Raw genomic sequence first — 26,043 nt, forward strand, 5'->3', positions numbered from 1 at the left:
CCTCACCAGCAACACCAGCGCACTAAGGGGAGAACCGTGACGCACGTGTCCGAGCGCAACAGTGCCGGAGCGAACGGGGCCGAGGGCGCCGACCGCCAGCCCTGGACGGCCGCGGCCGGGCGCAGCGGCCGTAAGCGCACGGTCACGTACGCCGACGCGGGTGTCTCCATCCACGCCGGCGAGCGCGCGGTCGAGCTGCTCAAGTCAAAGGTGAAGAAGACGACACGACCCGAGGTGATGGGCGACCTGGGCGGGTTCGCCGGGTTGTTCCGCTTGAACACCGGTAAGTACAAGAGCCCGATCCTGGCGTCCTCGACCGACGGCGTCGGCACCAAACTGGTCATCGCGCAGCAGCTGGACATCCACGACACGATCGGCATCGACCTGGTCGCCATGGTGGTCGACGACCTGGTGGCCTGTGGCGCGGAGCCGCTCTTCCTGCTCGACTACATCGCCTGCGGCGAGGTCGTGCCGGACAAGGTGGCGGAGATCGGCGCCGGCATCGCGGACGGCTGCCGGTACGCCGGCTGTGCGCTGCTCGGCGGCGAGACGGCCGAGCACCCGGGCGTGCTGCGTCCCGACGAGTATGACGTCTCCGCGACCGGCGTCGGCGTGGTGGAGGAGAGCGAGATCCTCGGCCGGGACCGGGTGGAGATCGGCGACGCGGTGATCGCGATGCGCTCGTCGGGCCTGCACTCGAACGGCTACTCCCTGGTCCGGCACGTGCTGCTGGGCGCCGGGCGGATGCGCCTGGACACCGTCGTGGACGACTTCGGCAAGCAGCGGACGCTGGGCGAGGAACTGCTGACGCCGACCAAGATCTACGCGAAGGACTGCCTGGGCCTGATCGAGGAGACCGACGTACGGGCGTTCTCGCACGTCACCGGCGGCGGCATTCCCGGCAACCTGGTCCGCATCCTGCCCGAGCACGTGGACGCGGTGGTGGACCGCTCGACGTGGCGGCCGCAGTCGATCTTCGATCTGATCCAGGCCAAGGGCCGCATCGACGACGTCGAGATGGAGGCCACGTTCAACATGGGCGTGGGCATGTTCGCCATCGTCTCGTCCGACGACGCCGACCGCGCGATGGCCTACCTGACCGGCCGGGGCGTCGAGGCGTGGCAGGTCGGTGAGGTCATCGAGGGCACCGGCCAGGTGCAGATGGTGGGCCAGTACACCCGCGGCTGACATGGATTCTCGAGCGGGGCGGGTGCTGCGCGCCGGTGTGAAATGATCCGCGTATGTCGATGTGTGGCATACGCGGATCTTTGTTCGCGCCCGCGGTTCTCCGCCGCCGGCCGCCTCGGCGTTCCATCGCGGGTGGGGTCACCGTGATCGAGTGGACGGCGGCACCTAGCCTGACCTAAGTCGACGTCGGCGGTGGACGGAGGTGGGCGGATGACGGTACTGCGGCCGGAGGGCGGCGTGTTCACCGGTATGCGCGGCATCTCCCCGGTGCCGACGTACGTGGTCATGCAGCCCACCACTCTCTGCAATCTCGATTGTTCCTACTGTTACCTACCGTTCCGGGCGGCCGATCGCCGGATGCCGGTGGCGGTCGCGGAGGCCGTCGCCGCGTCGGTGCAACCGTGGACGCGGACCGGCCGGTTCTCCGTGGTGTGGCACGGCGGTGAGCCGCTCGCCGCGGGGCGGGACCACCTGGCGGCCCTGATCGCCCCGTTCGGCCCGGACGTGGAGCACCACGTGCAGACCAACGCCACGCTGATCGACGACGCCTGGTGCGAGTTCTTCCGGGCTCACGACGTCCGGGTCAGCGTCAGCGTCGACGGCCCGGCCGCCCGCAACGGCGAGCGGGTGACCCGGGGAAACAGGCCGGCGTACGACCGGATCATGCGCGGTGTGGAGACGCTGCGCCGGCACGACATCGGGTTCTCGGCGCTGTGCGTGGTCGGACGCCCCGAGCCGGGCCTGGCCGCCGAGCTGTACGACTACTTCCTCGACCTGGGCTGCGACGTGCTCGGCATCAACGTCGAGGAACTGGAGGGCGTCAACCTGCGGGACAACCGGCATCCCGCGGAGGCGGTCACCGCGTTCTGGGCCGAGCTGGTGGCGGCCTGGCGGCGTGACCCGCGAATCCACCTGCGGGAGATCGAATGGTCGCTGCGGTACGTTTCCGCGGTGCTGGACGGCACGGCCGACGAGGTGCTGCCGCGCCGGCTCGACCCGATCCCGACGATCGCCCACGACGGTTCCGTGGTGCTGCTCTCCCCGGAACTGGCGGGCTTCTCCGATCCCCGCTACGGCGACTTCACCAGCGGTAACGTGCTGACCACGCCGCTGGGTGAGATTCTGGCCGACGCGCCGGCCACCCCGTGGATCGCCGAGTTTCTCACCGGGGTCGAGGCCTGCCGGTCGCAGTGCCCGTACTTCGGCTTCTGCGGCGGCGCGCACGCCGCGAACCGGTACTTCGAACACGGTCGGTTCGACGCCACCGAGACGGACCACTGTCGCAACAGCAAGATGCGCCTACTGGAGGGAGTGCTGGACCATGCCCGAGATCACGAGCCCACGGCCGTCTGACCGCGTGGAGAACGATCCGGTGTCGGCACGGGTACAGGACACCCGGACCGGCCTGGCCGCGCTTCTCGAGGAAGCGGCGGACGCCCGGCGGCGGCGTGCGGAGAGCACGCCGGATGACGGTGGCTCGGCGGTGTGCGCCTGGAACCACTTTGAAAACATCCCGACGTTCTACAACTGGAACAACCGGCCGCGCTGACGAGCACGGTGGAAGCCCACGCGGGTGATGTCGGCCCGCGTGGGCTTTCTCGTACCGGTGATGACGGGATGCTCCACTGACCGTCACACACGTAAGCACGCGGTACGGCCGCGTGCTTCTGTGCGATTCGGGTCAGTCGTCAGCGCCTCGAAGGCGACCAGCGGTCGTGCTCGTCGTCCGCGCTGTCATCATCGTCGTCGTCAACGAGCTCGTCGTTGTCGTCGTCGAAATGACGGTCGGACTTACCAGCACCCGCCAGTTCGCGCTGCAAGGCGGTGAGGTCGGTGTTCGGGGTCTGGTATTTCAGCTCCCGGGCCACCTTCGTCTGCTTGGCCTTGGCACGGCCGCGCCCCATGGCTCGACCCCCTCGCACAGAATTCGGGGCAGCCCGAAGGCGGGCCCCGATGACGTCAGGCATCTCTCGTGGGTCTTACGGTACATGGACGATGCCGCCTTCGGCACCTCGGGTTGTGTGTGACACGGTCGGGCTTTCGGTCAGGATTTCCGGCCGGCCTCAACCGAGGTAGATGCTGCGCAGACGGCCGACCTCGGCCATGCGCCGTTCGGCCAGCCGGTCGGCGGCCACCGCGGGCGGTACACCCTCGTCGTCGGCGAGGCGCAGGATCTGCCCGGTGGTGTCGAAGATGCGCGTCGCGCGCAGCTTGGCGCGCTCGAAGTTGAATCCCTGGATCTCGTCGGCCACCTGGATCACGCCGCCGGCGTTCACCACGTAGTCGGGTGTGTAGAGGATGCCGCGCTCCTCCAGCATCTTCTCGATGCCCGGGTGCGCGAGCTGGTTGTTGGCGCCGCCGGTGACGATCTTCGCGCGGAGCACCGGGACGGTGTCGTCGTCGAGCGCCCCGCCGAGCGCGCACGGCGCGTACACGTCGATGTCGGACGTGATCAGCGCGTGGGTGTCGGCGACCAGATCGATCTGCGGGTAGGTGGTCCGGGCCCAGTCCAGCGCGGCCGGATTGACGTCGGTGGCGAGCACCGACGCACCGTCATCGATCAGATGCCCGGCCAGGTACTTGCCGACCTTGCCGAGGCCCGCGATGCCGACCCGGCGGCCGGCCAGGGTGGGGCTGCCCCAGGTGTGCTCGGCCGCGGCCCGCATGCCCTGGAAGACGCCCCAGGCGGTCAGGATGGAGGAGTCGCCGGCGCCGCCGTGCTCGACGCTGCGGCCGGTGACGAACGTCGTCTCGCGGGCCACCACGTCCATGTCGGCGACGTAGGTGCCGACGTCGCACGCGGTGTAGTAGCGGCCGTTCAGCGACTGGACGAACCGGCCGTAGGCGCGCAGCAGCGCCTCGCTCTTGAGCTGGGCGGGATCGCCCCAGATGACCGCCTTGCCGCCGCCGAGGTCGAGACCGGCCAGCGCGTTCTTGTAGGCCATCGCCCGGGACAGGTGCAGCGCGTCGGTGACCGCCGCCTCTTCGCTCTCGTACGGGTAGAACCGGGTGCCGCCCAGCGCCGGCCCGAGGGCCGTGGAGTAGATGCCGATGATCGCCTTCAGGCCGGTCTGCCGGTCCTGGCAGAAGACGACCTGCTCGTGACCCGCGGCGTCGCTGCCGCTCGTGTCGAACACGCCCATGGCTGCTGCTCTCCCTGACATGTCGGTGCCCTCGTGGGGCCGCTGGTCCGACGGGGTGTGCCGGATTAGAAGCGAGCCTAGTCGCGGCCGACTGCACCGCAGCGGAGCAAGGGCCGGGAGGCGCGACCGAATCGATCGGTCGCGTATCTGACGGCTCGATTGGCTGAGCGCGGGAAGTCAACGCACCGGCATTTCGTGAAAGGATCGCGCCGTGCCGTCACTGTTCGCGTCGTACCTGCGGGTTTACGAACCACTGACCGCCTTCGACCGGGACCGGCAGGTCTTCTGGCGCCGTTACGCCCGGGAGGGCCGCGCGCTGGGGCCGGTCGAGGGCCCGGTGAAACAGCGCACCGCCGTGCTGGAGGCGCTCGGCGCGGGCTGGACCAGGCTGCCCGATCTGCCCGACGAGGCGTACGTGCTGGAGTGGGGCGACGCCCTGTTGGTCTGCCCCTGGAATCTGCGCCTGCGGGTCGCCGAGGCCGCTCTCAGCGCCCGGGACGGGGTGCCCAGCGTGCTGGCCGACGCGTTCGTGCCGCCGGTGCTGGCCGGACAGGCCAAGGCGGTGGTGGAGGACTGGCGCAGCGGGGCGCGGGTGCTCGAGCGCGGAGTGCCCCGGGTGCACGAGCAGATCGCCACCTGGGGCGTACCCCTGCGGTGGTTCGCGTTCGTCGATCTGGACGAGCGGGAGATCGCGCTGACCGGGGAGCGGCGCACGCTGGTGTACCGCACGGAGATCTCCAAGGCCCGCCGGCGGGCGCACCGCGCGGTGTCGGTGTTGCGGAAGTCGCTGGGCGACGCGCCGATCACCGAGGCGGTCGAGGAGGGGACCCGGTGGCTGGAGGAGTTCCATCCCCGCTCGGTGGTGGAACTGGACTACGGCGGACTGGTGGATCTTCTGCCGGACGAGAATCTGGCACAGGACGATTCGCCGGGACTGGTGGCCGCGGGCTTGACCGCATTGGCGCGCGGCGATGCGGACGCGGCTACCGAGGCGTACGAGAAGCTGGTCGCCCGATGGCGTGCCGTGCAACTTCTGGAACGCTGCAACTAGCTGGGAAAACAGGACGAACGGGCACGGATCGGCGCCCTTGGGAGCGCTCCCGAGGCGAACACTCTTCGTAATCGGCAACGTCCGAAGCGTGATTTTAGGTCCAAACAAGACACTTTCTGGCGTAGAAAACATGCATAAATCGGGCATGCTTCAACCGTCTATCTAGGGACGTTCGGCCGTTCGGCCCATGTCGGACATCGGGGACTAGCCGGACCATGAGAGACGCACCGGCCGGCGGGACCCCGGCCGATGTCTTTAGGTACCTGTGGAGGAGTGACCGATGGCATCGCGTACGCACGATCCTGAGCCGTTACTGACCCCGGCCGAGGTGGCGTCGATGTTCCGTGTCGACCCGAAGACCGTCACCCGGTGGGCGAAGGCGGGCAAGCTCAGCGCAATCAGAACGCTGGGCGGGCACCGCCGCTACCGGGAGTCGGAGGTTCGCGCCCTGCTGCAAGGACAGATTCCCACGCAGCGTCAGGGCGACTAACGGACCCGCAGTCGGCCGAAAGATCGTTGCAAGGGGCGAGCGCTGGGGAAGGCGATCGCCCCTTCTTCGTTTCTTCGACCGTGATGGAGCCACTCATCGGAGACGTCTTCGGCGAGATGATCCGCGACGCGTACGCCGTGCGCACCGGGGTCGGACCGCGTCCGCTCGCGGGCGGCCGGGTACCCCGGCCGGTCATCGAGATCATCGAGCGCGACGACGGCCTGATCAACGGCGCGCCGGCCGATCACTACCTGGATCAGCCGGACGACTGGGCGGCGCACGACCACCGTGCCCTGCGGCTGTGCCGGGGGCGGGTGCTGGACGTCGGCATGGGCGCCGGCCGGATCGCGCTGGAACTGCAGCGCCGCGGCATCGCGGTGACCGGGCTGGACACGTCGCGCGGCGCGATCGAGGTCGCCCGCCACCGGGGCGTCCGGGACACGGTGCTGACCACGGTCGACGAGTACACCCGGGCGGCCGTCCGGTACGACACCTTCCTGCTGCTCGGCAACAACCTGGGCCTGCTGGAGGGCCCCGAGCGGGCGCCGGTGTTCCTGCGCGCCCTCGCGGCGCTGGCCCGGCCGGGTGCCCGGATCGTCGCGCACGGCACCGACCCGTACGGCACCACCGATCCGCTGCAGGTCACCTACCACCGGCGCAACCGGGAGCGGGGCCGCCTCGGCGGGCAACTGCGGCTGCGGCTGCGGTACCGGCAGCTCGCCACCGGCTGGTTCGACTACCTGGTCTGCTCGGCCGGCGAGCTGGAGTCGCTGGTGGCCGGGACCCCGTGGCGCCTGAACTCGATCGACGACGCCGACCGGCCGTACTACCTTGCCGTCATGGAGCTCACCGGATGAGCGCGCTGACCCGCGAGCAGGTGCGGATGAGCCGCCGGATCTCGATGATCCTGCGGCACCGGCCGGAGAGTGCCGGCCTCACGCTCGACCCGCAGGGCTGGGTGCCGGTCGCCGACCTGCTGGCCGTGCTCCGGATCGAGCGCGGTGAGCTGGACGCGATCGTGGCCGGCAACGACAAGTCCCGGTTCGCCGTCGCGGCCGGTCCGGACGGCGTCGACCGGATCCGGGCCAGCCAGGGCCACTCCCGGCGGGTCGACGTCGATCTCGGCCTGCCACCCGCCGAACCGCCCGGGGTGCTGTACCACGGCACGCCGTCCGCGAACCTGCCGTCGATCCTGCGTGACGGGCTGCGGCCGGGTAGCCGCCACCACGTCCACCTCTCGCCGGACGTCGCCACCGCGCTGGTGGTCGGCCGGCGGCGGAGTGCCGACGTGGCCGTTCTCCGGGTCGACTCGGCCGCGATGGCCGCCGCGGGGCACGTCTTCCACCGCAGCGCCAACGGAGTCTGGCTCACGACCGACGTGACTACGGAGTACCTGAGCGTCGATCACCGCTAACTTAGAGGTATGGGGACGGTTACCCGGCGTCAGCTGACGAACGTCCTCGCCGCGCTCTCGATCGTCCTGATCCTGGCCGGCCTGGCGTTCGGGCTGCCCGCCCTGAACCGTGCCCTGCCCGCCGACCGGTCGATCGCCGCGGACCGGCCGTTCCGGATCGGCGCCGGTGTCTCGGTCCGCCCGCCGCCCGGCGCGGTCCTCGACGTCACCGGCACCCGGCCCGGCGCCACCGATGCCACCGCGCTGTTCCGGATCGGGCCGGTGCAGTACGCGATCTCGGTCCGGCCGTACGACGGGACGCTCACCTCGGCCGCCGCCCGGCTGCGCCAGCGGATCACCGACACCTCCGGATACCAGGTCACCGGTGCCCAGCTCGCGGTCGCCACCGCGTCCGGGCTGGCCGGCCTGCAGGGCGGGTACGCCGCACCCGGCCGCGGCGGCCGGTACGCCGTCTTCCTCGCCGAGGGCCGCACCATCGAGGTCACGGTCAGCGGTGCCGACCTGGACCTCGGCAACACCCTCCCGGCGATCGAGGCCAGCACCCGCACGCTGCGCTACGAGCGGGGTCGATGACCGTGCCGCGACTCCGCCGGGCACGCCGCACGCGGCGGACCACCGCGGTACAACCGGCGCCGCGCGGGACCGGTGCGGACCGGATGCTCCGGCAGCCCGCCTTCTGGATCATGATGGCCGTGCTGGTCGCGGGCGCGGCCCGGATGGCGGTCGTGGGCGGCCGGTTCGTCGGCGTCTACCCGTTCGCCACGGCGGTCGCGGTGGCCCTGTTCGCGCTGCTCGCCGTGCCGTTCTGGCTGTTCGTGTCGGAACTCGACTTCCTGGAACGCGAGCCGATCGCGCTGCGGGTGCTGGCGTTCGCGTGGGGCGGCCTGGTCGCCACCTCGGTGTCCCTCGCCGGCAGCGAGGCGCTCGACGACCTGGTCGCCAAGCTGGGTTCGCCGGAACTCGCGGCCGGATGGGGCGCGGCGCTGGCCGGGCCGACGGTCGAGGAGATCGCCAAGACGCTCGGCGTGGTGGCGATCGTGCTGATCGCCCGGAACCAGATCAACAGCGTGCTGGACGGCGTCGTCTACGGGGCCCTGGTCGGGCTCGGCTTCCAGATCGTCGAGGACGTGGTGTTCGCGCTCGGAGCGGTGGCCCTGGCCGGGCGCGGAGACGACGTCCAGCCGGTGGTCGCCACGTTTCTGCTGCGCGGCTTCCTGTCCGGGATGTGGAGTCACACCCTGTTCGGCGCGCTCGCCGGGGCCGGCCTGGGTTACCTCGTGGTGCGCGCCGACCGCCCGCCGGCGAACCGGGTCGGCGTGGCCGTGCTCGCCGTGCTCGGCGCCTGGGCGTCCCACGTGCTGTGGAACTCGCCGCTGCTCGGGGACGGCCTGGGCGGCGGCGCCGCGGCGCTGCTCGCCGTACTCCTGCTCAAGGGCCTGCCGCCGTTGCTGCTGATCCTGCTGCTGGTGCGGTCCGCGCACGACCGGGAGGCGGACTACTACGTCGGCCAGCTCGCCGCGCTGGACGACCCCGAACTGATCACCGAGGGCGAGCTGGCCGTGCTCGGGTCCGGCTCGCGGCGCTCGGCCGCGCGCTGGTACGCCGGGCGTCGCGCCGGCCGCCGGGCCCGGACCGCGGTACGCCGGTTGCAACGCGCCCAGGCGACGCTTGCCGTCGAACTCAGCCGGGACGCCTGCAGCGTCTCGGACGGCTCGGTCGGCCGCTGGAGCGACGTGGTGCGCGAACAGCGCGACGTGCTGCGGTCGCTGGGCCACCCGGACGCGGTGGCCGGTACGCCCTCGTGGCGGCGGACGTTCTCACTGGCCGGCACCACCGCGCTGGCCGTCGCGGTGGTGTGGGTGGCGCTCACCGCGCTCGGCGGCGCCTGACGCTCAGACCTGCGGCGGGATGCCGCCGTCGCCGTCGACCACGGCGTCCGGCGTACCGTCCTGGTCGAGGTCGACCATGGTGATGTCGACCTTGCCGTCGCCGTTGGTGTCGAACTGGAACAGGTCCGCCTTGCCGTCGCCGTCCGTGTCGGCCACCCAGACGTCCGGCTTGCCGTCGCCGGTGGTGTCGGTGGCGATCAGATCGACGCGGTCGTCGCCGCGCGTCTCGACGGTCTCCTGGGGCTCGGTCATGAACTGTCTCCTCGTCACCGGTCGGTTGGGTACAACGTAGGGCCCGGCCACCAACGCCGCGACCCGAGCCGGAGATGCCCAGAAGTAACCCGCGGGTAACATGGCTCGTCGTGGACACAGCAGCGAACCGGGCCATGATCGGGGCCAGTCCGGGTGGCGTACTCGGCGAACGGATGGGCATTCAGGTCACCGAGGCGTCCCCCGAACGGGTGATCGGCACGATGCCGGTGGAGGGAAATACCCAGCCGTACGGGCTGCTGCACGGCGGCGCCTCGTGCGTGCTCGCCGAGACCCTGGGATCGATCGGCGCGACGCTGCACGGGGCGACCGTGGACCGGCCGTTCCCCGTCGGGGTGGACCTGAATGCCACCCACCACAAGGCCGTACGCGGTGGCACGGTCACCGGGGTGGCCACCGCGGTGCATCGAGGGCGGACCATGGCGACGTACGAGATCGTGCTCAGCGACTCGGCCGGTGAGCGGGTCTGTACGGCGCGGCTGACGTGCCTGTTGCGCAGTGCGTGACCGTGCCCTCGCGCAAATCTTGACGGATCCACGTACCTTTTCAGCTGTGACCGACGTACCACAGCACGCGTTCGCCGACGCGGCGCAGGTGTTGCACTGCGCCCTCAGTGGCGACTCCGACGCTGTGGTCGGCATGTTCGACGCCGTGGTGGACCGGTTCGGCGTCGTGGGGGCGTACGACGTGGCCTGGTGCCTGGCCGCCACCATGGTGGGCAAGGACGTGCCGCAGGGCGGTGCGTGGACGCTGGACTTCCCCGGCATCGACGACGCGCGGTACGACAAGCGCTGGGTCGCCCGGTTCGTCAGCGCGTACGTCAACGGCGACATCCCCACCGGCGAGGCGCTGTTCAGTGCCGCGATCGTCGACGGGCAGCTGCCGGACTGCCTGCTCGCGCTGGCCGGCTCCACCGTCGCGACGCTGCGCCACCGCGCGGCCTGAGCCCGGCATGACGGACGCCCTGCTGGCCCGCGTCCGGAAACTCCTGGCCAAGGCGGAGGATCCGGCCTGCACCCCCGCGGAGGCCGAGGCGTTCACCGCCAAGGCCGCCGAGCTGATCGCGAAGTACGGCGTGGACCAGGCGCTGCTCGCCGCCGCCGACCCGGCCGCCGACCCGGTCGGCGACCGGATCGTCACGGTGGAACCGCCGTACGCCCGGGACAAGGCCAGCCTGCTCGCCGTCGTCGGGCTGGCGCTGCGCTGCCGGGTGGTCCACCTGGACCGGCGCGGGCTGGCCCGCACGCATCTGTTCGGTCACGCCGCCGACCTGGAACGCGTCGAGTTGCTGTTCACCTCGCTGCTGGTGCAGGCCGCGCACGGGCTGGCCGCCGCGGTGGTGCCGTGGGGTGAGCACCCGGCCGCGTTCCGCCGCTCCTGGCTGGTGGGTTACACCGAGGCGGTGCGGGCCCGGCTGCACGAGGCCGAGGAGAGCGCCGCGGCCGGTGTGCCCGGCGCCGACCTGGTCCTGGTCGACCGCGCCGAGCAGGTGGAACGGCGGCGCGACGAGGTCTACCCGCGGCTGGCCAAGCTGGGCCCGCGCCGGCTGCGCGGATCCGGGCGGTGGCAGGGGTACGCGGCCGGCCGCACCGCTGACCTGGGCGGCACCGGTCCGGGCCTCACCACCTCGTCCACGCCCTCCGGCTAGTCGTCGCTGTTCTTGAGGTAGAGCGCCTTGGTGTACTGCGCGGCGGCCGCCTCGTTGTACATCGTCGCCTGGGACATGTACCAGGTGTTGTCGGCCAGGGCCTTCTTCGCGGCGGTCATGCCGGACCACCGGATGTCCGCGTCCACTTCGCTCAGACCCCGCGCCTTGAACTGCCGGCGCATCTGCATCTTGCCCTGACGGAACATCTCGGCCGCTTCCTCGGCCTGCTTCATGCAGGCCATGCCCTTCTGGCTGAGCGCCTCCGCCAACGTCCAGGCGGCTTGTTCCGCGGCGTTCTTGAATCTCAGCACGTCGCTCCTCCCACCCTCGGCCGCCCATGATGGTGCCGGATACTGATACGTACGCAACGGGTTTGCCGGACGGCTCGGTGTGCTGGGTGCACGAACGGTCAAACCGCACCGGCGGGTGACATGAATCGGCCCCCGATCGGGCACCACGGTTCGCATGGCCTCCCTGACCGCATCCTCGCCGCCGCCCATGACCGAAATCCACTCATGGGTCCTGGACAGCCCGGGTCAGCTCCGGATCCTGCGCGCGTCCCTGTACGAGGCGCTGATCGGCAAGCCGTTCCCGGCCGAGGCGCAACTCGACGACGTACCGGAGAAGATGGTGCTGGTGGCGACGGAACTGGCCAGCAACGCGCTGCGCCACGGGCTGCCGCCGACCGTGGTCCGGCTCTGCCGGGCCGGTGACGACTTCGTCCTCGACGTCTCCGACCGCGATCCCCGGATCATCCCCGAGTTCGCCGAGGCCCGGCCGCCGGGCGCCGGCGGGATGGGCCTGCAGGTGGCGCGGAAGCTGGCGCTGGACATCGGCTGGTACGTGGCCGACCACACCAAGCACGTCTGGGCGAAGTTCCCGGCCGGGACCTGACCGGCCGGTTCAGCGCGCGGTGTTCTGCCGGACGCAGCGCAGGGACTGTGCCACCCGTGCCCCGCTCGCCGAGCCGATCTGGGGGTACGCGGTGCTCCGGCTCACCCGGCACGGCCAGGTCGGCGTGCTGACCGCCTCGCCGCCGCGCTGCCGCCACCTGCTGCGCCCGCGTTCCACCACGTAGGTGCGGACCGTGCCGTCGGGTTGCGGCTCCGCCACGACCCGCCGCAGCGGCCAGCCGGGGTAGGTGTCGGCGGCCGCGGCCGGGGACGGAGGCGGGAGAGGCGCCGGGGCGGGCGGCGCGGCGTGCACCCACCAGCCGCCGCCGACCGACAGGATCACCACGGCGAGAAACCCGAACACGCTCGTGGGCAGCCGGCGACCGTCAGGCATGCCTCCAGGCTACGACGGCCGCCGGGCGGGTGTCAGGCGAGCCGCCCGCGACTCCAGATAGCGCTGCTCGGGCACGCTGAGCGTCAGCCGGGCCGCGCGGGCGTACTCGTCGCGGGCGGCCGCCCGGTCGCCCGCCATCTCCAGCAGGTGGGCGCGGACGGCCGCCACCCGGTGGTGCCCGGCCAGCGCCGGGTCGAGCGCCGACTCGGCCAGCTCGGCCAGGCCCGCCGCCGGCCCGTCGGCCATGGCCAGCGCGACGATCCGGTTCAGCGTGACCATCGGCCCGGGCGCGAACACCCGCAGCAGGCCGTACAGCTCGAGGATCTGCCGCCAGTCGGTGTCCTCGCCGCGCGCCGCCTCGTCGTGCACCGCCGCGATCGCTGCCTGCAACTGGTAGGGCCCCAGCGGGGCCCGCGCCAGCGCGTCCGAGATCAGCGCGACGCCCTCGGCGATCGCGGCCGCGTCCCACCGGCTGCGGTCCTGTTCGGCCAGCGGCACCAGGCCGCCGTCGGGCCTGGTCCGGGCCGGCCGGCGCGCGTCGGTGAGCAGCATCAACGCCAGCAGTCCGGCCACCTCACCGTCGTCCGGCAGGCGGGCGTGCAACTGCCGGGTGAGCCGGATCGCCTCCGCGGTCAGCTCGACCCGGTGCAGCCGCGGCCCGGCACTCGCGGTGTAGCCCTCATTGAAGATCAGATACAACACCTGGTGTACGGCGGCCAGGCGCTCCGCGCGTTGCGCCGGCGGCGGCAGCCGGAACCGCGCACCGCTGTCCCGGATCCGCTGCTTGGCCCGGCTGATCCGCTGACCCACCGTCTTCTCCGGCACCAGCAGCGCCCGGGCGATCTCCGCGGTGGTCAGGCCGCCGACCGCGCGCAGGGTGAGCGCCACCTGCGAACTCGGGGTCAGCGCCGGATGGCAGCAGAGCAGCAGCAGGGTCAGCGAGTCGTCGACCGAGGTGGCCGGCGGCGGCTCCACCGGAGCGGCGTACGCCACCTCCTCCTCCCGCCGGCGCCGGGCCGCCTCGTTGCGCAACAGCTCGATCCGGCGCCGGGCCGCCACCGTGATCAGCCAGTTCCGCGGCTGCTCCGGTACGCCGGCCACGGGCCACTGCTGCCACGCGGCGAGCAGCGCCTCCTGCACGGCGTCCTCGCACCGGTCGAAGTCGCCGTACCGCCGGACCACCGCGCCCAGCACCTGCGGCGCACAGTCCCGCAGCAGGTCCTCCCACGGCTGGTCGGTCAGAACTCCCACCCGCTCATGTCCAGGATCGGCCGCACCTCGACCTCCCGGTACGCCGCGTCCGGCACCTTGGCGGCCCACTCCACGGCCCGTTCCAGGCTGTCGCAGTCGATCAGGTAGAAGCCGGCCAGGTGTTCCTTGACCTCGGCGAACGGCCCGTCCGAGGCGATCGTCTCGCCGTCACGGACGGAGACCCACCGGGCCAGCGCCGGGTCGGCCAGCCCTTCCGACACGATCAGTTCACCGGACTCGGCCAGTTCCTCGGTCAACCGCATGTGGCCGCGGCCCAGTTCCAGCCGCTGCTCGTCGGTCAGCGTGTCCCACAGCTCCAGCGACTGCTGGTTCGAGTGGATCAGGATGAGGTACTTCATCGTCGCCTCCGGTGGTCGCCGAAAAATTCTTGCACCGGAACGTCGAAGCCGGGGCGATGGTTTCTACATCTCTGGTGAGAGCCGCCCGAACCGGTGGACCCGACCCAGGGAGCAGACATGACATTGGACGAGATCCAGATCCGCCGGCTGGTCGAGGAGAAGGCCGCGGCCCTGCGGGCCCGCGACCCCAAGGCGATGGTGGCCGGGTACGGCCCGGACGCGGTCGTCTTCAACCTGGCACCGCCGCTGCGGCAGCCCGGCGACGCCCGTGACCCGGGACCGATCGAACAGTGGCTGTCGACGTTCGAGGGCCCGATGGACGCCGAGGTCCGCGACCTGACCGTGGCGGTGGCCGGCGACGTCGCGTTCTGCACCAGCCTGAACCGGCTGACCGCCACCCCGCGGGGACGCACCGAGAGCTTCGACCTGTGGCACCGGGTGACGCTCGGCCTGCGCCGCCTCGACGGCCGGTGGCAGATCGTGCACGAGCACGAGTCGGTGCCGTTCGAGATGGACGGCTCGTTCCAGGCGTCGATCAGCCTGGCCCCCTGACCGGAGCGAACCGCCCGCGTATTGCCGCGCTGCGCGCCGGAACTCGACACACGCCCCCTCGCACCGAGTAGGGCGTGTGGCGAGATGGTGCGCTGCGCGCCGGAACTCGACACGCCCTGGCGTCTCGGGCCCGGCGTGTGGAGGTGCGGCGCGCTCCGCACCCGGAAACCACACGCACTGCGCATCGCGCGAACCAAGCGAGCCGGGAGCCGGGCGCAAGGGAGTCGGGGTGGGCGGCAGATTGGCGGCAGATCGTGGATGGTGCAGCGATTCTTGGTGCCGATGGCCCCGCGTTGTGGCGGGAACCGGCCGGTCAGCGGGATCCGCACCGACTCGCCGCCGCGTGCCGACCGTCTCGGTGAAGGCGGACGACTGCCCGCGGGTGATGGACAAGTCAGCCGTGCCCGGTGCGCGGGGCGTACATGATGACGGCGACGCCGAGCAGGCAGATCGCGGCGCCGATCAGGTCCCACCGATCCGGCCGGAACTTGTCGACGAGCACGCCCCAGCCGAGCGAGCCGGCCACGAAGACGCCGCCGTACGCGGCGAGGATGCGGCCGAAGTTCGGGTCGGGCTGGAACGTGGCGACGAAGCCGTACACACCCAGCGCGGCCACGCCGGCGCCGATCCACAGCAGGCCGCGGTGTTCACGTACGCCCTGCCAGACCAGCCAGGCCCCGCCGATCTCGGCGATCGCGGCGGCCACGAACAACAGCAGGGACCGGATGATCGTCATGGGGCCATGGCAACACGCCGGCGGGGTGCGGCGTCGCACCGGGTCCGGATCAGCAGCGGCAAACCCCACTGCCGCAGGCGGTCCGGCGCCGCCGATGCCGCCACCAGACGGCCAGCGCGACGGCGGCCAGCCCGGCGGCAACCGCGAGCAGGGTCTGTTCCAGGACGGCCGCGCCGGCCCCGGTGAGTACGCCGGCGGCGATGAGCAGCGGCACGGCGCAGCAGGCGGCGCAGGCCAGCAGCGCCAGCCCGCCGGTGATCCGGCCGGCCCGGGGCGGGGCGTTGTCGACGGCCGGCCGGCTCATGCACTCTCCTCCTCGGAGGAGGCGATGGTGAGGAACGGGACGGGGCAGTCCGCGCAGGTGCAGTGGGTCAGGCTGTCGCAGCGCGCCTCGACCACCTGGTAGAGCGCGGACCGGATCGCCTCGAGGTCGGCGATCCGGGCCTCGATCTCACTGATCTTGGCGATCGCGCGCTGCCGGAGGTCCGGTGACGGGTGCCGGCGGCGACCGGCGTCGAGCAGGTCGGCCACCTCGTCCAGGGTGAAGCCGAGGCGCTGGGCGGCCTTGATGACGCCCAGCAGGGCCACGGTGTCCGGTGGGTACAACCGGTGGCCGCCGTTCGAGCGGGTCGGTTCGCTGAGCAACCCCCGGCGTTCGTAGTAGCGCAGGGTCTGGATGTTGACCCCGGCCCGTTCCGCCACCTCGCCGGTCCGCAGACCGCCGCCGCCACTCATCGGGCCGCCTCCGGGGAGTTCCGGTCGGGCCGGCCCAGCACGGCCGCCATGGTGTCCGCGGCGCCCTCCGGCATGCGGACCTCCAGGCGCAGGCCGGCGTCGTCGATGACGATCGTGTAGCTGCCGAACGAGCAGCAGCGGTACTCGGCGGCGGCCAGGCGGGCCAGCGTCGCGGCAAGGTCGATCTCCAGCGGGAACCGCAGCGCCAGGCCGGTGTCCGAGTCGTCGAGCCGGTCGCGGCCCTGCACCCGGGCGAGCACCCGCTGCCAGACGTCGATCCGGTCGACCGCTTCCCCGCCGTCGGCGGCCAGGTCGCACGCCGGCGGAGGTGCGCCGGCGACCGGTCCGGCCGGGAACGTGTACACGGCACCGGGCATGGTCTGCGCGGCGGTGCGGTCGCCGGCGTCGTCACCCGGTCCGGCCTGCGGCGTGGCGGTCAGGGCCGCCGCGACGGACTGCAACCGGGCCGCCTCCTCGGTCAGCGGCACGCTGGCCTTTGTCGCCGCGAGCCAGCCCGCTGTGCCGGGACCGTGTTCCGTGGCCAGCCGCAGTTGCTCGTTCAGCCGGTCCTGCACCGTGCTCAGCCGGGCGTGCACCGCGTCGGCAGGAAACCGCATCGCCCCGGTGCGGTCCCCGTCCGACCGGTCGTCCGCCGGCCACGTCCCCGTGGAGAGCGCACCGGCCCGGCCGACGAGGGCATCGAGCACGTCGACGTACCCGGCCGGCACCTCGATGTCGAGGAGCAGCGACTCGCCGTCGTCGGCCGGTCCGGGAGTCACGGTGAAGGTGAAGAAGGAACAGCACTCGGTCTCCCGCGCGGTCAGGTCCCGGACCGTGGCCGCCAACCCGTCGGGGCCGGTCAAGCGCATCCGGGCGTGGGTCGGCGCGACCGTCTCGACGTGGCGGACCGCGGTGGCGAACAGCGCGTCGAACTCGGCGAGCCGCAGCGGTTGGTCCGCGGTCGGCAGCGTGCAGGCATCGGGGACGACGATCGGCATCGTGGGCTCCCTTGTCAGGTGTTCGGCCTCGTCCGCTCGACGGTAAGCCTGTACCTGGGTACCGGATGCAACCCCGCGAGGTATCCGGTATCACGGACGCGGCGGCTCGTCGAGCAGTTCCAGCAGGCCGAGGGCGTGCGCGGTGGCGAGGGCGCCGGCCCGGTTCCGGGCGCTGAGCTTCCGGAAGAGCCGGGCCTGGGTGTTCTCCACCGTCTTCACCGCGATGCCGAGCGACCGCGCGGTCTGCCGCACGGTGTGGCCGTGGGCGATCGAGCGGAGGATGTCGCTCTCCCGGACGGTCAGCTCGGGCAGGCCGTCGGCCTCGCCCCAGCGGACACCGCCGGCCGCCAGCGCGGCGCCGGTGACCGGCTCCAGGGTCAGATGGCCGGCGGCGGCCAAGTAGAGGGCCGGAACCAGGACCGTGCCCACCTGGGCGGCGGCCAGCACGCCGACCACGCCGTGGGCGAGCGCGGCCAGGGTCTCGTCGCGGGACACCGGCGTCGAGCGTACGAGCAGCATCGAGGTGCCGGTCCGGGTCAGCCCCATCCAGTCCGTGGTGGCCGGGTCGACCGCGACCAGGATGACCGGCCCGGGGTGTGCTCGTTCCAGCTCCGCGCGCGGGTTGCCGGGTCCGTCCACGACGAACGGAAGATGCGCGGCGAGCAGGGCCGCCACGACGTCGTGCCGTACCTCGTCGTCCGCGCCGTGCAGCACCACCAGCGGCACGGCGCCGGGCCGGTGGCTGGGCCGGGCCACCGGTGGGTGGCGGCCGATCAGGCCGAGCGTGGCCGCCCGGGCGACCAGGTGGCTCTGACTCGACACGGCGAGCTTCTGGTAGATCCGGCGCTTGTGGTTCTCCACCACCCGGTTCGCCACGCCGAGCAGCTCGGCGATCCGGCCGACCGGATGACCGGCCGCGAGCAGGGTGACCACCTCCTGCTCCCGATCGCTGAGTACGGCCGGCGGGTCCGGCGCCGGGCCGTCCGCCCGGCCGGCCGGGCGGAGCGCCGCGTGGTGCCGGGCGAGCACGATCAGCAGCGCGTCCAGCCCGTGCGACCAGGGGATCAGCGTGTCCACGCCGGCCTCGCGGCTGGCCGCCATGTCGTCCGGGGACAGTTCCTGGTAGATCAGGATCAGGCGGGCGCCGGCGCAGCGCACCCGGACCGCGGCGAGAGCGGACAGGGCCGCGCCCGGTACGTCGTCGGCGCAGCACAGCACCAGTTCCGGCGCCCGCAGCCGGCACAGCGGCAACAGGTCGACCGGATCGGCGACCGCGCCGACGACGGTGAACTCCGGGACCGCCGACAGGGCGGCCGCGAGCGCGTCCCGGAACAACCGGTGGGCGCCGCAGATCGCGACCGGAACGGGCCCCTCGGTCGACGCCTGCACCGCGACCTCCCTGGTCGGCGGTTCCCCCCAGCCGGTGGTCGACCCGGCCACCGGCAGCCCCTGCGTAACACGCGAGAAACATTGATGCCTGTGATTGTGAGCGGTTTCCGGCGGGTTGCACAGGCACCTAGGGGATTTTCGCGCCCGGCTCACTGACCCCGGCTGGCCGGATCCACCCGGGCGAAGCGCAACAGGTCGGTCATGTGGAAACGTCCCGGCGACGCGCTCGGCAGGGTCGGCGTCCATCCCGGCTGCACACTGAGGTACGACCGCGGGTCCAGCTCCAGCAGGCCGGCGAAGACCTCACCGACGATCCGCCCGCCCACCGGACCGAGGTGCAGCCCGGACGCGAGCCGCTCCGCCTCGGCGAGCACGTAGTACCAGAGCGGCGTCTGGTTCTCCAGCGCCACCCCGTACGAGGCCAGCTCCTGCAGGTGCAGCATCTCGACACCCATGGTCTGCGCGATCCGCTGACCGGCCGGCAGCGACCAGGTGACCTGCCGGAGCAGATTCCGCTGGGGCAGCGAGATCGGCGCATCGCCGCTCGGGATCGTGCTCAACGGCAGGCGGAACAGCGGCGTCGAGATCCTGCGGTCGATTCGCTTGTTGGTCCGTACGTTGCCGTCGCCGAAGTCGAAGAACGTCTGCCAGCCGATGAACCGGCGGGGCGCCCGCCGCCCACCCCGCAGGTCGACCGGGTCCGCCTGCCCCTCACCCGCGGGATCGAAGATGAAGCCGAAGAACGGACTCCCGTCCGGATTGCCGGCCAGATTCGCGCGGTACGACGGCCGCACCTGACTGTGCCCGAACCGGTACGCCGCACCTTGGAACTCGACCGGAATGTAGGCCGGTCCCGGGTCCGGCCGGTACCAGCGCCGCCCGTTGCGGAAGATGTCCTGGGTCGCCGCGGTACCGATGATCTGCGGCAGGAACTCGTGCACGATGATCCACTGGTAGTGCCAGGTGACCAGCTGCCGGGCCCGGTCGAACCGTTGCGCCACCGGCACGCCGTCCCCGGCCAGCCGGTCCACCACCCGGTTGTGGAAGAGGATGAACGCGGCGTGCAGGCCGGCGATGATGAGGTTCTCGTCGTTACGCGGGTCGGCGATGATCGCTCGTCCGTCCGTACCCCTGGGCAGGTCCTCGAAAAGCCCGCCCGACTCGATCCGCAGGTGGATCCGGTCGGCCTCGTACAGCGCCGGATGGGTGGCCGGCCCGCCGCCGTAGACGGTGTCGAGATCCAGTGCCGGTGTCCGGGCGTTGGGCGACTGCTCGGGCGCGGTGGGCACGCCCAGCGGCGACACCGGATCGAAGGTCATGTCATGGTCGAGGAACTGGCCCAGGAACGTGACGCCGGCCGTCTGCGTCGGATTGTCCTGGTTGTTCGCGCTCAGTGCGGGGTCGGTGATCAACAGAATCGGGCCCGCCGCGAGGTTGTCCCTGGCGTCCAGCAGGCCGCCGTGCTTGCCGATGTCGGTCAGGGCGGCACGCTCGCGATCGTTCACCGCGGTGAGGAACGCCGGCAGGCCGGTGAAGATCCGCCCGAACCGGTCGGCCCGCGCCGCCGCGGCCGCGTGCGCGGCGCCCGCGGAACCCGCCATCGCACACACCGGGCCGGCGGCGATCGCTCCGGCGGTCCCGGCGCCCACCCGGGCGAGGAACCTGCGGCGGCTGTACGCCCCGCGCGCCGGATCGGCCGCGTACTGTCCGGATGCGTTCTGCGCTGCCATCTTCCACCTCCGTCCCCGCGTGTGGCGTCGCCGATGACGCCCTTGAAACTCCGCGGGCTGTCCGAAGTGTGAGACGGGGACGACGTGGCGGGACAGATCCCAAGGGGTTTCTGCATAGACAAAGCCGAATCAAACGTGGTATACGCCAGCAACGGGCGCCGCCGCCCGGACCGGCCGAGGGGAGCAGCGGACGTGCCGACCGAACCACAGCCAGGCGTCGTACCCGAACATCTGCGGATCCGGTACCACGGTGATCCGGTCCTGCTGACGGTCGACGGGCAGGACTTCCGGGTGCGGGTACGTGCCGGGGAGCCCGGCACGTACGACTTCGACTGGCTCAGCGGACCGCACGAGTACGGCTTCGGACTCTCCGGATCGGACCGCTCCCCGATGAGCGTCGCCGAGATGGAGGGGGCGATCCGCGAGTTCCTCCGGCAGATCGACCCGACGACCGGCTACCTGGCGGACTAGCTTCACAGGTCGTGGCGGCCCGGCCGATCCTCGGTGCGGAGGTGGGTCGTCCGGCGTCGGGACACAAGGACATCGGCGATGAGGATCGGCGCCATCACGGCGAGTCCGATCAGCGCCCCGACCCACCAGCTGACGTCCAGGAAGAACCCCGCCGTGGCGAGCCCGAGAAACGCGACCAGGTACGCCGCGCGTACGCCCCCTGTCATGCCTGTCACCGTAGTGCGCGCCGGGTCGCTGTCGTCACGACCTGTGCATACCCGCATCTGTGATCATGGGGAAACGGCGGGCGCGGCCGTCAGCGTCCACTCCGCGGTCTGCGCGGCGACGCCGGGCTTGCAGCGGCAGCGAGTGGCACCCTCATGCACCCGTCGGAGCTACCGGAGCGTCCGATGGCTGGCGACGGTGAAGTCGGAGCCTTACGAGTACCGAGTGACCAAATGGGTGACGATCGCCTGTGATCGGGGTGCGCGTCCACGGACGCCAGCCACCGGGCGATTCAGGCGAGAATTTGCATGCGCGACCGCAGTGGCTCCGCCTCGGGAGTGGCAGGGCGGCCAGGCTCCATATTGAGCATGGCCTAGTCCCACCAGACGCTTGACGATCCGTCCCAGGACATGCACGACAGCCGGCCTTGATGGCTGGGCCAACCCGGGATGGCTTTGGGGGTGATTCACTCTCGACAGCAAGACGCCCACCGGGGGAATCCCCAGGTGGGCGCTGCTCAAAGCCCGGCGAGAGGCTTGGTGGCCAGGGGCGGGGTCGAACCGCCGACCTTCCGATTTTCAGTCGGACGCTCGTACCAACTGAGCTACCTGGCCGTGATGGCTGTGGCGGTCCTGACGGGACTTGAACCCGCGACCTCCGCCTTGACAGGGCGGCGAGCACTCCAACTGCTCCACAGGACCTTGCTGTACTGCTTGACGATCCGACCTAAGTCGGTTCGTACCCCCAACGGGATTCGAACCCGTGCTACCGCCTTGAAAGGGCGGCGTCCTAGGCCACTAGACGATGAGGGCAACTCCGCCATCATTGCACATCTGGTAACTCTGGCGGTGTGGGCCCCAACCGGCCCCGCTTGAGGCTTGGAAAGCATACGTGATCCCTCGGCCCGCCACCAAACCGGTATCCCCCTTTCTACGGCAGCTCGCTGACCTGGGGTTATTCGGCCGCGGCCGCGGTGATCACGCGGACCGCGTCGGTCAGGCTACCGAGCAGGGGGACCTCGTCCGGGAGTTGCTTGCCGTGCCAGCCGGGGCCGGCGGCCGCCACCAGCATGGGGCGTCGGGGGCCGATCAGCAGGCGGGCCAGCTGCCGCGGGTCACCGGTTTCCGGCAGTTGGCTCCAGAGCACGACCACGGCCGGTCCGGTACGGGCGACCGCCTGCCCCAGCGCGTCCGGTGGCACCCGGGCCCCGAGCAGCCTGGTGGGTACGCCCGCCTCGGCCAGGGCGGCGGCCAGGGCCTCCAGGGGCAGGGTGTGCTGTTCCTCGTCGGCGGCGGTGAGCAGGACCCGGGGGGACGTGCTGGCCGGCTTACGGTCGACCGTGCTGAGCGCCTCGGTCACGCTGCGCGAGATCAGGTGTTCGACCTCGATGAACTTGAGCGACGCCGCGTACCGTTCGCCCACTCCGACCAGGACCGGCATGATCGCCTCGTCCCAGGCGCGGACCACGCCGCGGTCGGCGATGGTGGTGGTGATGATGTCCCGCAGTGCCTGGGCGTCCAGGCGCATCGCGGCGCGGGCCAGACCTCGGGCGGTGGCCCCGGCCCGGCCCACCGGGATGGTGTGGCCGCCGCCGTCCCGGAAGCCTTCGTCGAGCGGCTCGGCGTCCGGCGGGAGCGACTCGGGGCCGGGCGGGGGCTCCGGCGAATCGTCGGAGATCGGCACCCGGCGCGCCCAGGACGCCGCCTCGGCCGGGGTCACGCCCTGGGCGGTCAGCCGCCGCATGACCTGGAGGCGTTCCATGTCCTGGGGGGTGTACCGCCGGTGCTGCCCGGCGACGTGCTGACTGGGCCCCAGGCCGTAGCGCTGGTGCCAGGTGCGCAGCGTGGTGACGGCGACACCGAGCCGGCGCGCGACCGCGCCGGCGGTCAGGGCCTCATCCGCCACCGGAGGACCCCGGCGCCTCGCCCGCGGCGTGCGGGGGATGGGAGGGGGCGACCGAGGCCAGGTGGGTGGTGAGGCGTTCGGTGACGCCGGCGAGCCAGGGTGCGTACGAGCGGGGGTCGGCGGCCAGGCCTTCGCACAGCTCGTCCAGCGGCACCCAGCGCACGCCGGCCACCTCGTCGGGGTCGGGCAGGATGTCGCGGCCGGCCGGAAGGTTGCCGATGAGCACGTGGTCGTACTCGTATTCGACGCGTCCACTGGCCGGGTCCTCGGCGTAGTAGGAGTAGACGCCGACCTCGGTCAGCGCGACGCCGCCGATGCCGATCTCCTCGACCAGCCGGCGGGCCGCGGCCACGGTGACGTCCTCGCCGGGGGTGGGGTGGCCGCAGCAGGTGTTGGCCCAGCGCATCGGGAAGCGGGTCTTCACGGCGGCGCGTTGCTGCAGCAGCACCCGGCCCGCGGGGTCGCGGAGGAACACCGAGAACGCCCGGTGCAGTTGCCCGGGTGCCAGGTGGGCCTCCTCCACCGTGGAGCTGCCGGTGGCCACGCCGTCGGTGTCGACGAGTTCGACCAGATGTCCTTCGCGGGACGCCATCAGCGGGTACCTCCGTTCGGTCCGGTGACCCGGGACGCGGCGAGCTTGCCGGAGATCAGCACCATCGGTACGCCCACTCCGGGTTGTGTGCCGGATCCGGTGAACACCACGTTCTCCAGTGTCGGATGCAGGTTGCCGGGGCGGAACGGCCCGGTCTGCAGGAAGGTGTGGGACGACGCGAACGGCGTGCCGGCGGCCATGCCCTGCGCGGCCCAGTCGGCGGGGGTGATGATCCGCTCCACCTCGACGCCGGCGCCGAAGCCGACGTAGCCGCGCTGCTCCAGCACCTCGACCAGTTCGTCCGCGTAGCGTCGGGCCAGGCCGCCGGTCCAGTCCAGCGCCGCGGCGTCCAGGTTCGGGGTGGGTGCCAGCACGTAGTACGTGTGCCGGCCGTCCGGTGCCACCGCCGGGTCCGTGCGGCTGGGGTTGGTCACCAGCAGCGACGGGTCGCTCATCAGCCGGCCCTGGCGGATCACCTGGTCGAACGTGCTCTTCCAGGCGGCTCCGAAGTGGATGTTGTGGTGCGCGATCTTTCCGTACCCCTGCCGGGAACCGATGTGCAGCACCACGCACGACGGTGAGTACCGCAACCGGCGTGGGCGCCGGGAGGCGGGCAGCAGGTCGCGGTAGGCGACCGGCAGGTCCGGGTTGAGCACCACGACGTCGGCCGGGATGTGCTGTCCGGTACTGGTGATCACCCCGGTGGCCCGGCCGTTCGCGGTGGTCACCTTCTCCACCGTGGTGTCGTAGCGGAACTGCACCCCGTGCTTCTCCGCGGCGCCCGCCATGGCCCGGGGCACCGCGTGCATGCCGCCCTTCGGAAAGAACACCCCGGCCACCGAGTCGAGGTACGCGATCACCGCGTAGATGGCGAGCGCGTCGTGCGGCGCGAGGCCGGCGTACATCGCCTGGAAGGAGAAGATCCGCTGGGTACGGGGGTCGCGGAAGAACTGGTTGATCTTCGGTTGCAGCCGCCGGAATCCGCCCATCCCGAGCAGCTTGAGCAGGTTCAGGTTGAGCAGGTCGATCGGGGTGTCCAGGTTGCGGTCGATGAAGTGGTCGCGTTCCAGCCGCCACAGGTCCCGGGCGAAGTCGACGAACCGCAGGTACCCGTCGGCCTCGCGGGGCCCGCAGACGCGGGATATCTCGGCCGCCATCCGGACCGTGTCGGTACGTACGTCCAGCGTGGACCCGTCCGGGTAGTACGCCCGGTAGGCCGGGTCCAGCGGGGTGAGTTCCAGCCAGTCCGCCAGGTCCTCGCCGACGGCGGCGAGTGGCTCGGCGATGAGTTCCGGCATGGTCAGCACGGTGGGTCCGGTGTCGAAGGTGTACCCGTCGACGGCGAGGCGCCCGGCCCGCCCGCCGGGCACCGATTCCCGTTCCACCACGGTGACCTGGCGCCCGGCCCCGGCCAGGTGCAGGGCGCAGGCGAGCCCGCCCAGGCCGGCGCCCACCACGACGACGTGTTCGGTCGGTCCGGTCACTTTTCGCACGGCTGCTCCAGGGGTTCGGTTGGTGCCATCATGCCGGGCGGTGGGTCGCCGTCACGGCGAGTTCGGTGAGGGCCGTGCGGGCGTCCTCGGCGATCGGCGCGCGGTCCAGGGCGGCGATGCCCTCCGCGACGCGGTCGCTGATCAGGGCTTCCACCCGGGCCGGCGCGCCGGTGTCGGAGATGATCCGGGCGAGGCGGGCCACGTCGATGTCCGGGCCGGGGAGGAGGGGGCCGCCGGAGCCGTCGGCGGGGATGACGGCTCCGGCGGGGCCGGTGTCCAGCTCGGCGCGTTGCGCGCGGGTGGCGAGCTGGCGGGCGAGCATGAGCAGGGCGGTGGGTTTGCCGGTACGCAGGTCGTCGCCGGCCGGCTTGCCGGTGACCGCGGGGTCGCCGTACACGCCGAGGATGTCGTCGCGTAGCTGGAACGCCTCGCCGACCGCGACGCCGTAGGTGTTGTAGGCCTCGTCCACCTCGTCGCGGTCGCTGGGGCCGGCCAGGGTCAGGCCGAACTGCATCGGGCGCTGCACCGTGTAGCTGGCCGTCTTGTGCCGGGCGACCAGCAGCGCCCGCTCGACCGACCAGGCGTCCGGCCGGCTCTCGCCGAGGACGTCCAGATACTGCCCGGCGACCGCTTCGACGCGCATCCGGTCGTAGCAGCCGCGCACCGCGAACAGGGTGGCGGTGGACAACGGCGTGCGGGCCAGCAGCTGATCCGCCCAGATCAGGCACAGGTCGCCGACCAGGATGGCCGAGGTCGATCCGAAGTGGTCGGGGTCGCCGCGGCGCTGGTCCGCTCGGTGCTGGGCGGCGAAGACCCGGTGCGCGGTCGGCGCGCCGCGGCGGGTGTCGGAGCGGTCCATCACGTCGTCGTGCACCAGCGCGAACGTGTGCATCATCTCGAGCGCGGCGAGCGCCGGCAGGATCGGTTCGACCGGCTGGTCCGGGCCGGCCACCCCGCGCCAGCCCCAGTACGCGAACGTCGGCCGGAGCCGTTTGCCCCCGCGCAGCACCAGGTCACGGGTGGTGCGGGCGAAGTGGCCGAGTGCCGGGTCGACGGGGTCGAGTGAGACGACCTGAGCGGTCAGGAAGTCGGCCAGGGTGCCCTCGACGGCGTCGACCAGACCGCCGGAGGGGACGGACTGGCGGGGTACCGCGCGGAGCGGCGGATTTCCCTCGAGGATGTCGTTGGCCACGTTGGCGAGAGTACCGTAGCCTGCGGGTTGCGTCGATTGCTGAGTCGATTTTCTCT

33 protein-coding genes and 3 tRNA genes are annotated in these 26,043 nt (G+C 71.8%); 15 read left to right on the forward strand and 21 right to left on the reverse strand.

The window, feature by feature from the left end; translation table 11 throughout:
- Window positions 1-36: 36 nt before the first annotated feature.
- The 3 genes from purM (at window position 37) to amcA (ending at window position 2,737) form a co-directional block, all read left to right on the forward strand.
- Window positions 37-1,188: a phosphoribosylformylglycinamidine cyclo-ligase gene (gene purM, locus LDL48_RS08375; RefSeq protein WP_225254443.1), complete on the forward strand. Its 1,152-nt coding sequence runs from the start codon at window positions 37-39 to the stop codon at window positions 1,186-1,188.
- Window positions 1,189-1,437: 249 nt separating this feature from the next.
- Window positions 1,438-2,541 (forward strand): cyclophane-forming radical SAM peptide maturase AmcB, encoded by a 1,104-nt coding sequence (amcB, locus tag LDL48_RS08380; RefSeq protein WP_225254497.1) that lies wholly within the window; start codon window positions 1,438-1,440, stop codon window positions 2,539-2,541.
- The gene (gene amcA / locus LDL48_RS08385) at window positions 2,510-2,737 is read left to right on the forward strand and encodes a multiple cyclophane-containing RiPP AmcA (protein ID WP_225254444.1); all 228 of its coding nucleotides are present in this window, start codon (window positions 2,510-2,512) and stop codon (window positions 2,735-2,737) included. The genes amcB and amcA overlap by 32 nt, the downstream gene beginning before the upstream one ends.
- Before the next feature lie 139 nt (window positions 2,738-2,876).
- Here the strand turns inward: amcA and LDL48_RS08390 are convergent, their stop codons facing one another.
- Both LDL48_RS08390 and LDL48_RS08395 read right to left on the reverse strand, forming a co-directional pair.
- A complete protein-coding gene (locus LDL48_RS08390; RefSeq protein WP_225254445.1) occupies window positions 2,877-3,092 on the reverse strand; it encodes a DUF3073 domain-containing protein in 216 nt (71 codons plus the stop codon).
- Between the two features lie 159 nt (window positions 3,093-3,251).
- Window positions 3,252-4,331, reverse strand: coding sequence for a Glu/Leu/Phe/Val family dehydrogenase (locus LDL48_RS08395; RefSeq protein WP_225254446.1), 1,080 nt, complete (start codon window positions 4,329-4,331; stop codon window positions 3,252-3,254).
- A 211-nt stretch (window positions 4,332-4,542) separates the two neighbouring features.
- Between LDL48_RS08395 and LDL48_RS08400 the strand changes: the two genes are divergently transcribed.
- The 6 genes from LDL48_RS08400 (at window position 4,543) to LDL48_RS08425 (ending at window position 9,175) form a co-directional block, all read left to right on the forward strand.
- Window positions 4,543-5,382: a DUF8083 family protein gene (locus tag LDL48_RS08400; RefSeq protein WP_225254447.1), complete on the forward strand. Its 840-nt coding sequence runs from the start codon at window positions 4,543-4,545 to the stop codon at window positions 5,380-5,382.
- A gap of 280 nt (window positions 5,383-5,662) precedes the next feature.
- On the forward strand, window positions 5,663-5,872 hold the full coding sequence (locus LDL48_RS08405) for a BldC family transcriptional regulator (RefSeq protein ID WP_014687221.1): 210 nt from the start codon (window positions 5,663-5,665) through the stop codon (window positions 5,870-5,872).
- 83 nt (window positions 5,873-5,955) lie between these two features.
- A complete protein-coding gene (locus tag LDL48_RS08410; RefSeq protein WP_225254448.1) occupies window positions 5,956-6,729 on the forward strand; it encodes a class I SAM-dependent methyltransferase in 774 nt (257 codons plus the stop codon).
- Entirely contained in the window at window positions 6,726-7,286 is a 561-nt protein-coding gene (locus LDL48_RS08415; protein WP_225254449.1) for an RNA 2'-phosphotransferase, read from the forward strand. Before LDL48_RS08410 ends, LDL48_RS08415 begins: the two co-directional genes overlap by 4 nt.
- Window positions 7,287-7,295: 9 nt before the next feature.
- Window positions 7,296-7,859: a hypothetical protein gene (locus LDL48_RS08420; protein WP_225254450.1), complete on the forward strand. Its 564-nt coding sequence runs from the start codon at window positions 7,296-7,298 to the stop codon at window positions 7,857-7,859.
- A gap of 83 nt (window positions 7,860-7,942) precedes the next feature.
- Entirely contained in the window at window positions 7,943-9,175 is a 1,233-nt protein-coding gene (locus tag LDL48_RS08425; protein WP_225254451.1) for a PrsW family intramembrane metalloprotease, read from the forward strand.
- A 3-nt stretch (window positions 9,176-9,178) separates the two neighbouring features.
- Here LDL48_RS08425 and LDL48_RS08430 read toward each other — a convergent pair whose 3' ends face one another.
- Entirely contained in the window at window positions 9,179-9,427 is a 249-nt protein-coding gene (locus LDL48_RS08430) for a hypothetical protein (protein WP_225254452.1), read from the reverse strand.
- Window positions 9,428-9,537: 110 nt separating this feature from the next.
- Here LDL48_RS08430 and LDL48_RS08435 point away from each other — a divergent pair, with 110 nt between their 5' ends.
- From LDL48_RS08435 to LDL48_RS08445, 3 genes are read left to right on the forward strand one after another with little or no spacing between them, the layout of a single operon-like run.
- A complete protein-coding gene (locus LDL48_RS08435; protein WP_225254453.1) occupies window positions 9,538-9,951 on the forward strand; it encodes a PaaI family thioesterase in 414 nt (137 codons plus the stop codon).
- A 46-nt stretch (window positions 9,952-9,997) separates the two neighbouring features.
- Window positions 9,998-10,390 (forward strand): hypothetical protein, encoded by a 393-nt coding sequence (locus LDL48_RS08440; protein ID WP_225254454.1) that lies wholly within the window; start codon window positions 9,998-10,000, stop codon window positions 10,388-10,390.
- Window positions 10,391-10,397: 7 nt separating this feature from the next.
- The gene (locus LDL48_RS08445) at window positions 10,398-11,093 is read left to right on the forward strand and encodes a DUF2786 domain-containing protein (RefSeq protein ID WP_225254455.1); all 696 of its coding nucleotides are present in this window, start codon (window positions 10,398-10,400) and stop codon (window positions 11,091-11,093) included.
- Here the strand turns inward: LDL48_RS08445 and LDL48_RS08450 are convergent.
- Window positions 11,090-11,404 (reverse strand): hypothetical protein, encoded by a 315-nt coding sequence (locus tag LDL48_RS08450; protein WP_225254456.1) that lies wholly within the window; start codon window positions 11,402-11,404, stop codon window positions 11,090-11,092. The two genes, LDL48_RS08445 and LDL48_RS08450, sit on opposite strands and share 4 nt — an antisense overlap.
- A 187-nt stretch (window positions 11,405-11,591) precedes the next feature.
- Between LDL48_RS08450 and LDL48_RS08455 the strand changes: the two genes are divergently transcribed.
- Entirely contained in the window at window positions 11,592-11,987 is a 396-nt protein-coding gene (locus LDL48_RS08455; RefSeq protein ID WP_225254457.1) for an ATP-binding protein, read from the forward strand.
- 9 nt (window positions 11,988-11,996) lie between these two features.
- On the opposite strand, the gene LDL48_RS08460 is transcribed toward LDL48_RS08455, so the two are convergent.
- Genes LDL48_RS08460 through LDL48_RS08470 form a run of 3 tightly spaced genes read right to left on the reverse strand, consistent with a single transcriptional unit; the run spans window position 11,997 to window position 13,990 of the window.
- Window positions 11,997-12,380 carry a hypothetical protein gene (locus LDL48_RS08460; protein ID WP_225254458.1) on the reverse strand — a complete coding sequence of 128 codons (384 nt, stop codon included), beginning with the start codon at window positions 12,378-12,380 and terminating at the stop codon, window positions 11,997-11,999.
- Window positions 12,381-12,389: 9 nt separating this feature from the next.
- On the reverse strand, window positions 12,390-13,631 hold the full coding sequence (locus LDL48_RS08465; RefSeq protein WP_225254459.1) for an RNA polymerase sigma factor: 1,242 nt from the start codon (window positions 13,629-13,631) through the stop codon (window positions 12,390-12,392).
- Window positions 13,619-13,990 carry a YciI family protein gene (locus LDL48_RS08470; RefSeq protein WP_225254460.1) on the reverse strand — a complete coding sequence of 124 codons (372 nt, stop codon included), beginning with the start codon at window positions 13,988-13,990 and terminating at the stop codon, window positions 13,619-13,621. Before LDL48_RS08470 ends, LDL48_RS08465 begins: the two co-directional genes overlap by 13 nt.
- 117 nt (window positions 13,991-14,107) lie before the next feature.
- On the opposite strand from LDL48_RS08470, the gene LDL48_RS08475 reads away from it, so the two are divergent.
- Window positions 14,108-14,542, forward strand: coding sequence for a YybH family protein (locus LDL48_RS08475; RefSeq protein ID WP_225254461.1), 435 nt, complete (start codon window positions 14,108-14,110; stop codon window positions 14,540-14,542).
- Between the two features lie 394 nt (window positions 14,543-14,936).
- Here the strand turns inward: LDL48_RS08475 and LDL48_RS08480 are convergent, their stop codons facing one another.
- From LDL48_RS08480 to LDL48_RS08505, 6 genes are all read right to left on the reverse strand, one after another.
- Window positions 14,937-15,278 carry a YnfA family protein gene (locus LDL48_RS08480; protein WP_225254462.1) on the reverse strand — a complete coding sequence of 114 codons (342 nt, stop codon included), beginning with the start codon at window positions 15,276-15,278 and terminating at the stop codon, window positions 14,937-14,939.
- Between the two features lie 49 nt (window positions 15,279-15,327).
- Window positions 15,328-15,582, reverse strand: coding sequence for a mercuric ion transporter MerT (merT, locus tag LDL48_RS08485; protein ID WP_225254463.1), 255 nt, complete (start codon window positions 15,580-15,582; stop codon window positions 15,328-15,330).
- Window positions 15,579-16,013, reverse strand: a complete 435-nt coding sequence (locus LDL48_RS08490; RefSeq protein WP_225254464.1) for a MerR family transcriptional regulator — start codon at window positions 16,011-16,013, stop codon at window positions 15,579-15,581. The genes merT and LDL48_RS08490 overlap by 4 nt, the downstream gene beginning before the upstream one ends.
- Window positions 16,010-17,011: a hypothetical protein gene (locus LDL48_RS08495; protein ID WP_225254465.1), complete on the reverse strand. Its 1,002-nt coding sequence runs from the start codon at window positions 17,009-17,011 to the stop codon at window positions 16,010-16,012. Before LDL48_RS08495 ends, LDL48_RS08490 begins: the two co-directional genes overlap by 4 nt.
- Window positions 17,012-17,101: 90 nt before the next feature.
- Window positions 17,102-18,400 (reverse strand): LuxR C-terminal-related transcriptional regulator, encoded by a 1,299-nt coding sequence (locus LDL48_RS08500; RefSeq protein ID WP_225254466.1) that lies wholly within the window; start codon window positions 18,398-18,400, stop codon window positions 17,102-17,104.
- Window positions 18,401-18,549: 149 nt separating this feature from the next.
- On the reverse strand, window positions 18,550-20,130 hold the full coding sequence (locus LDL48_RS08505) for a peroxidase family protein (protein ID WP_225254467.1): 1,581 nt from the start codon (window positions 20,128-20,130) through the stop codon (window positions 18,550-18,552).
- A 192-nt stretch (window positions 20,131-20,322) separates the two neighbouring features.
- On the opposite strand from LDL48_RS08505, the gene LDL48_RS08510 reads away from it, so the two are divergent.
- Window positions 20,323-20,601 (forward strand): hypothetical protein, encoded by a 279-nt coding sequence (locus LDL48_RS08510; RefSeq protein ID WP_225254468.1) that lies wholly within the window; start codon window positions 20,323-20,325, stop codon window positions 20,599-20,601.
- 2 nt (window positions 20,602-20,603) lie between these two features.
- Here LDL48_RS08510 and LDL48_RS08515 read toward each other — a convergent pair whose 3' ends face one another.
- From LDL48_RS08515 to LDL48_RS08550, 8 genes are all read right to left on the reverse strand, one after another.
- Window positions 20,604-20,807 carry a hypothetical protein gene (locus LDL48_RS08515; RefSeq protein WP_225254469.1) on the reverse strand — a complete coding sequence of 68 codons (204 nt, stop codon included), beginning with the start codon at window positions 20,805-20,807 and terminating at the stop codon, window positions 20,604-20,606.
- A 535-nt stretch (window positions 20,808-21,342) separates the two neighbouring features.
- A tRNA-Phe gene (locus LDL48_RS08520) sits at window positions 21,343-21,419 on the reverse strand.
- 10 nt (window positions 21,420-21,429) lie between these two features.
- Window positions 21,430-21,506: transfer RNA gene (locus tag LDL48_RS08525), tRNA-Asp, on the reverse strand.
- Between the two features lie 38 nt (window positions 21,507-21,544).
- Window positions 21,545-21,617: transfer RNA gene (locus tag LDL48_RS08530), tRNA-Glu, on the reverse strand.
- Between the two features lie 142 nt (window positions 21,618-21,759).
- Window positions 21,760-22,710 (reverse strand): MerR family transcriptional regulator, encoded by a 951-nt coding sequence (locus tag LDL48_RS08535; RefSeq protein ID WP_225254470.1) that lies wholly within the window; start codon window positions 22,708-22,710, stop codon window positions 21,760-21,762.
- Window positions 22,700-23,302: an isopentenyl-diphosphate Delta-isomerase gene (gene idi / locus LDL48_RS08540; protein ID WP_225254471.1), complete on the reverse strand. Its 603-nt coding sequence runs from the start codon at window positions 23,300-23,302 to the stop codon at window positions 22,700-22,702. Before idi ends, LDL48_RS08535 begins: the two co-directional genes overlap by 11 nt.
- Window positions 23,302-24,795: a phytoene desaturase family protein gene (gene crtI / locus LDL48_RS08545; protein ID WP_225254472.1), complete on the reverse strand. Its 1,494-nt coding sequence runs from the start codon at window positions 24,793-24,795 to the stop codon at window positions 23,302-23,304. Before crtI ends, idi begins: the two co-directional genes overlap by 1 nt.
- 28 nt (window positions 24,796-24,823) lie before the next feature.
- On the reverse strand, window positions 24,824-25,987 hold the full coding sequence (locus LDL48_RS08550; protein ID WP_225254473.1) for a polyprenyl synthetase family protein: 1,164 nt from the start codon (window positions 25,985-25,987) through the stop codon (window positions 24,824-24,826).
- Between the last annotated feature and the right edge of the window lie 56 nt (window positions 25,988-26,043).

It is taken from the genome of Jidongwangia harbinensis, assembly GCF_020216025.1.
Lineage (GTDB): Bacteria > Actinomycetota > Actinomycetes > Mycobacteriales > Micromonosporaceae > Actinoplanes > Actinoplanes harbinensis.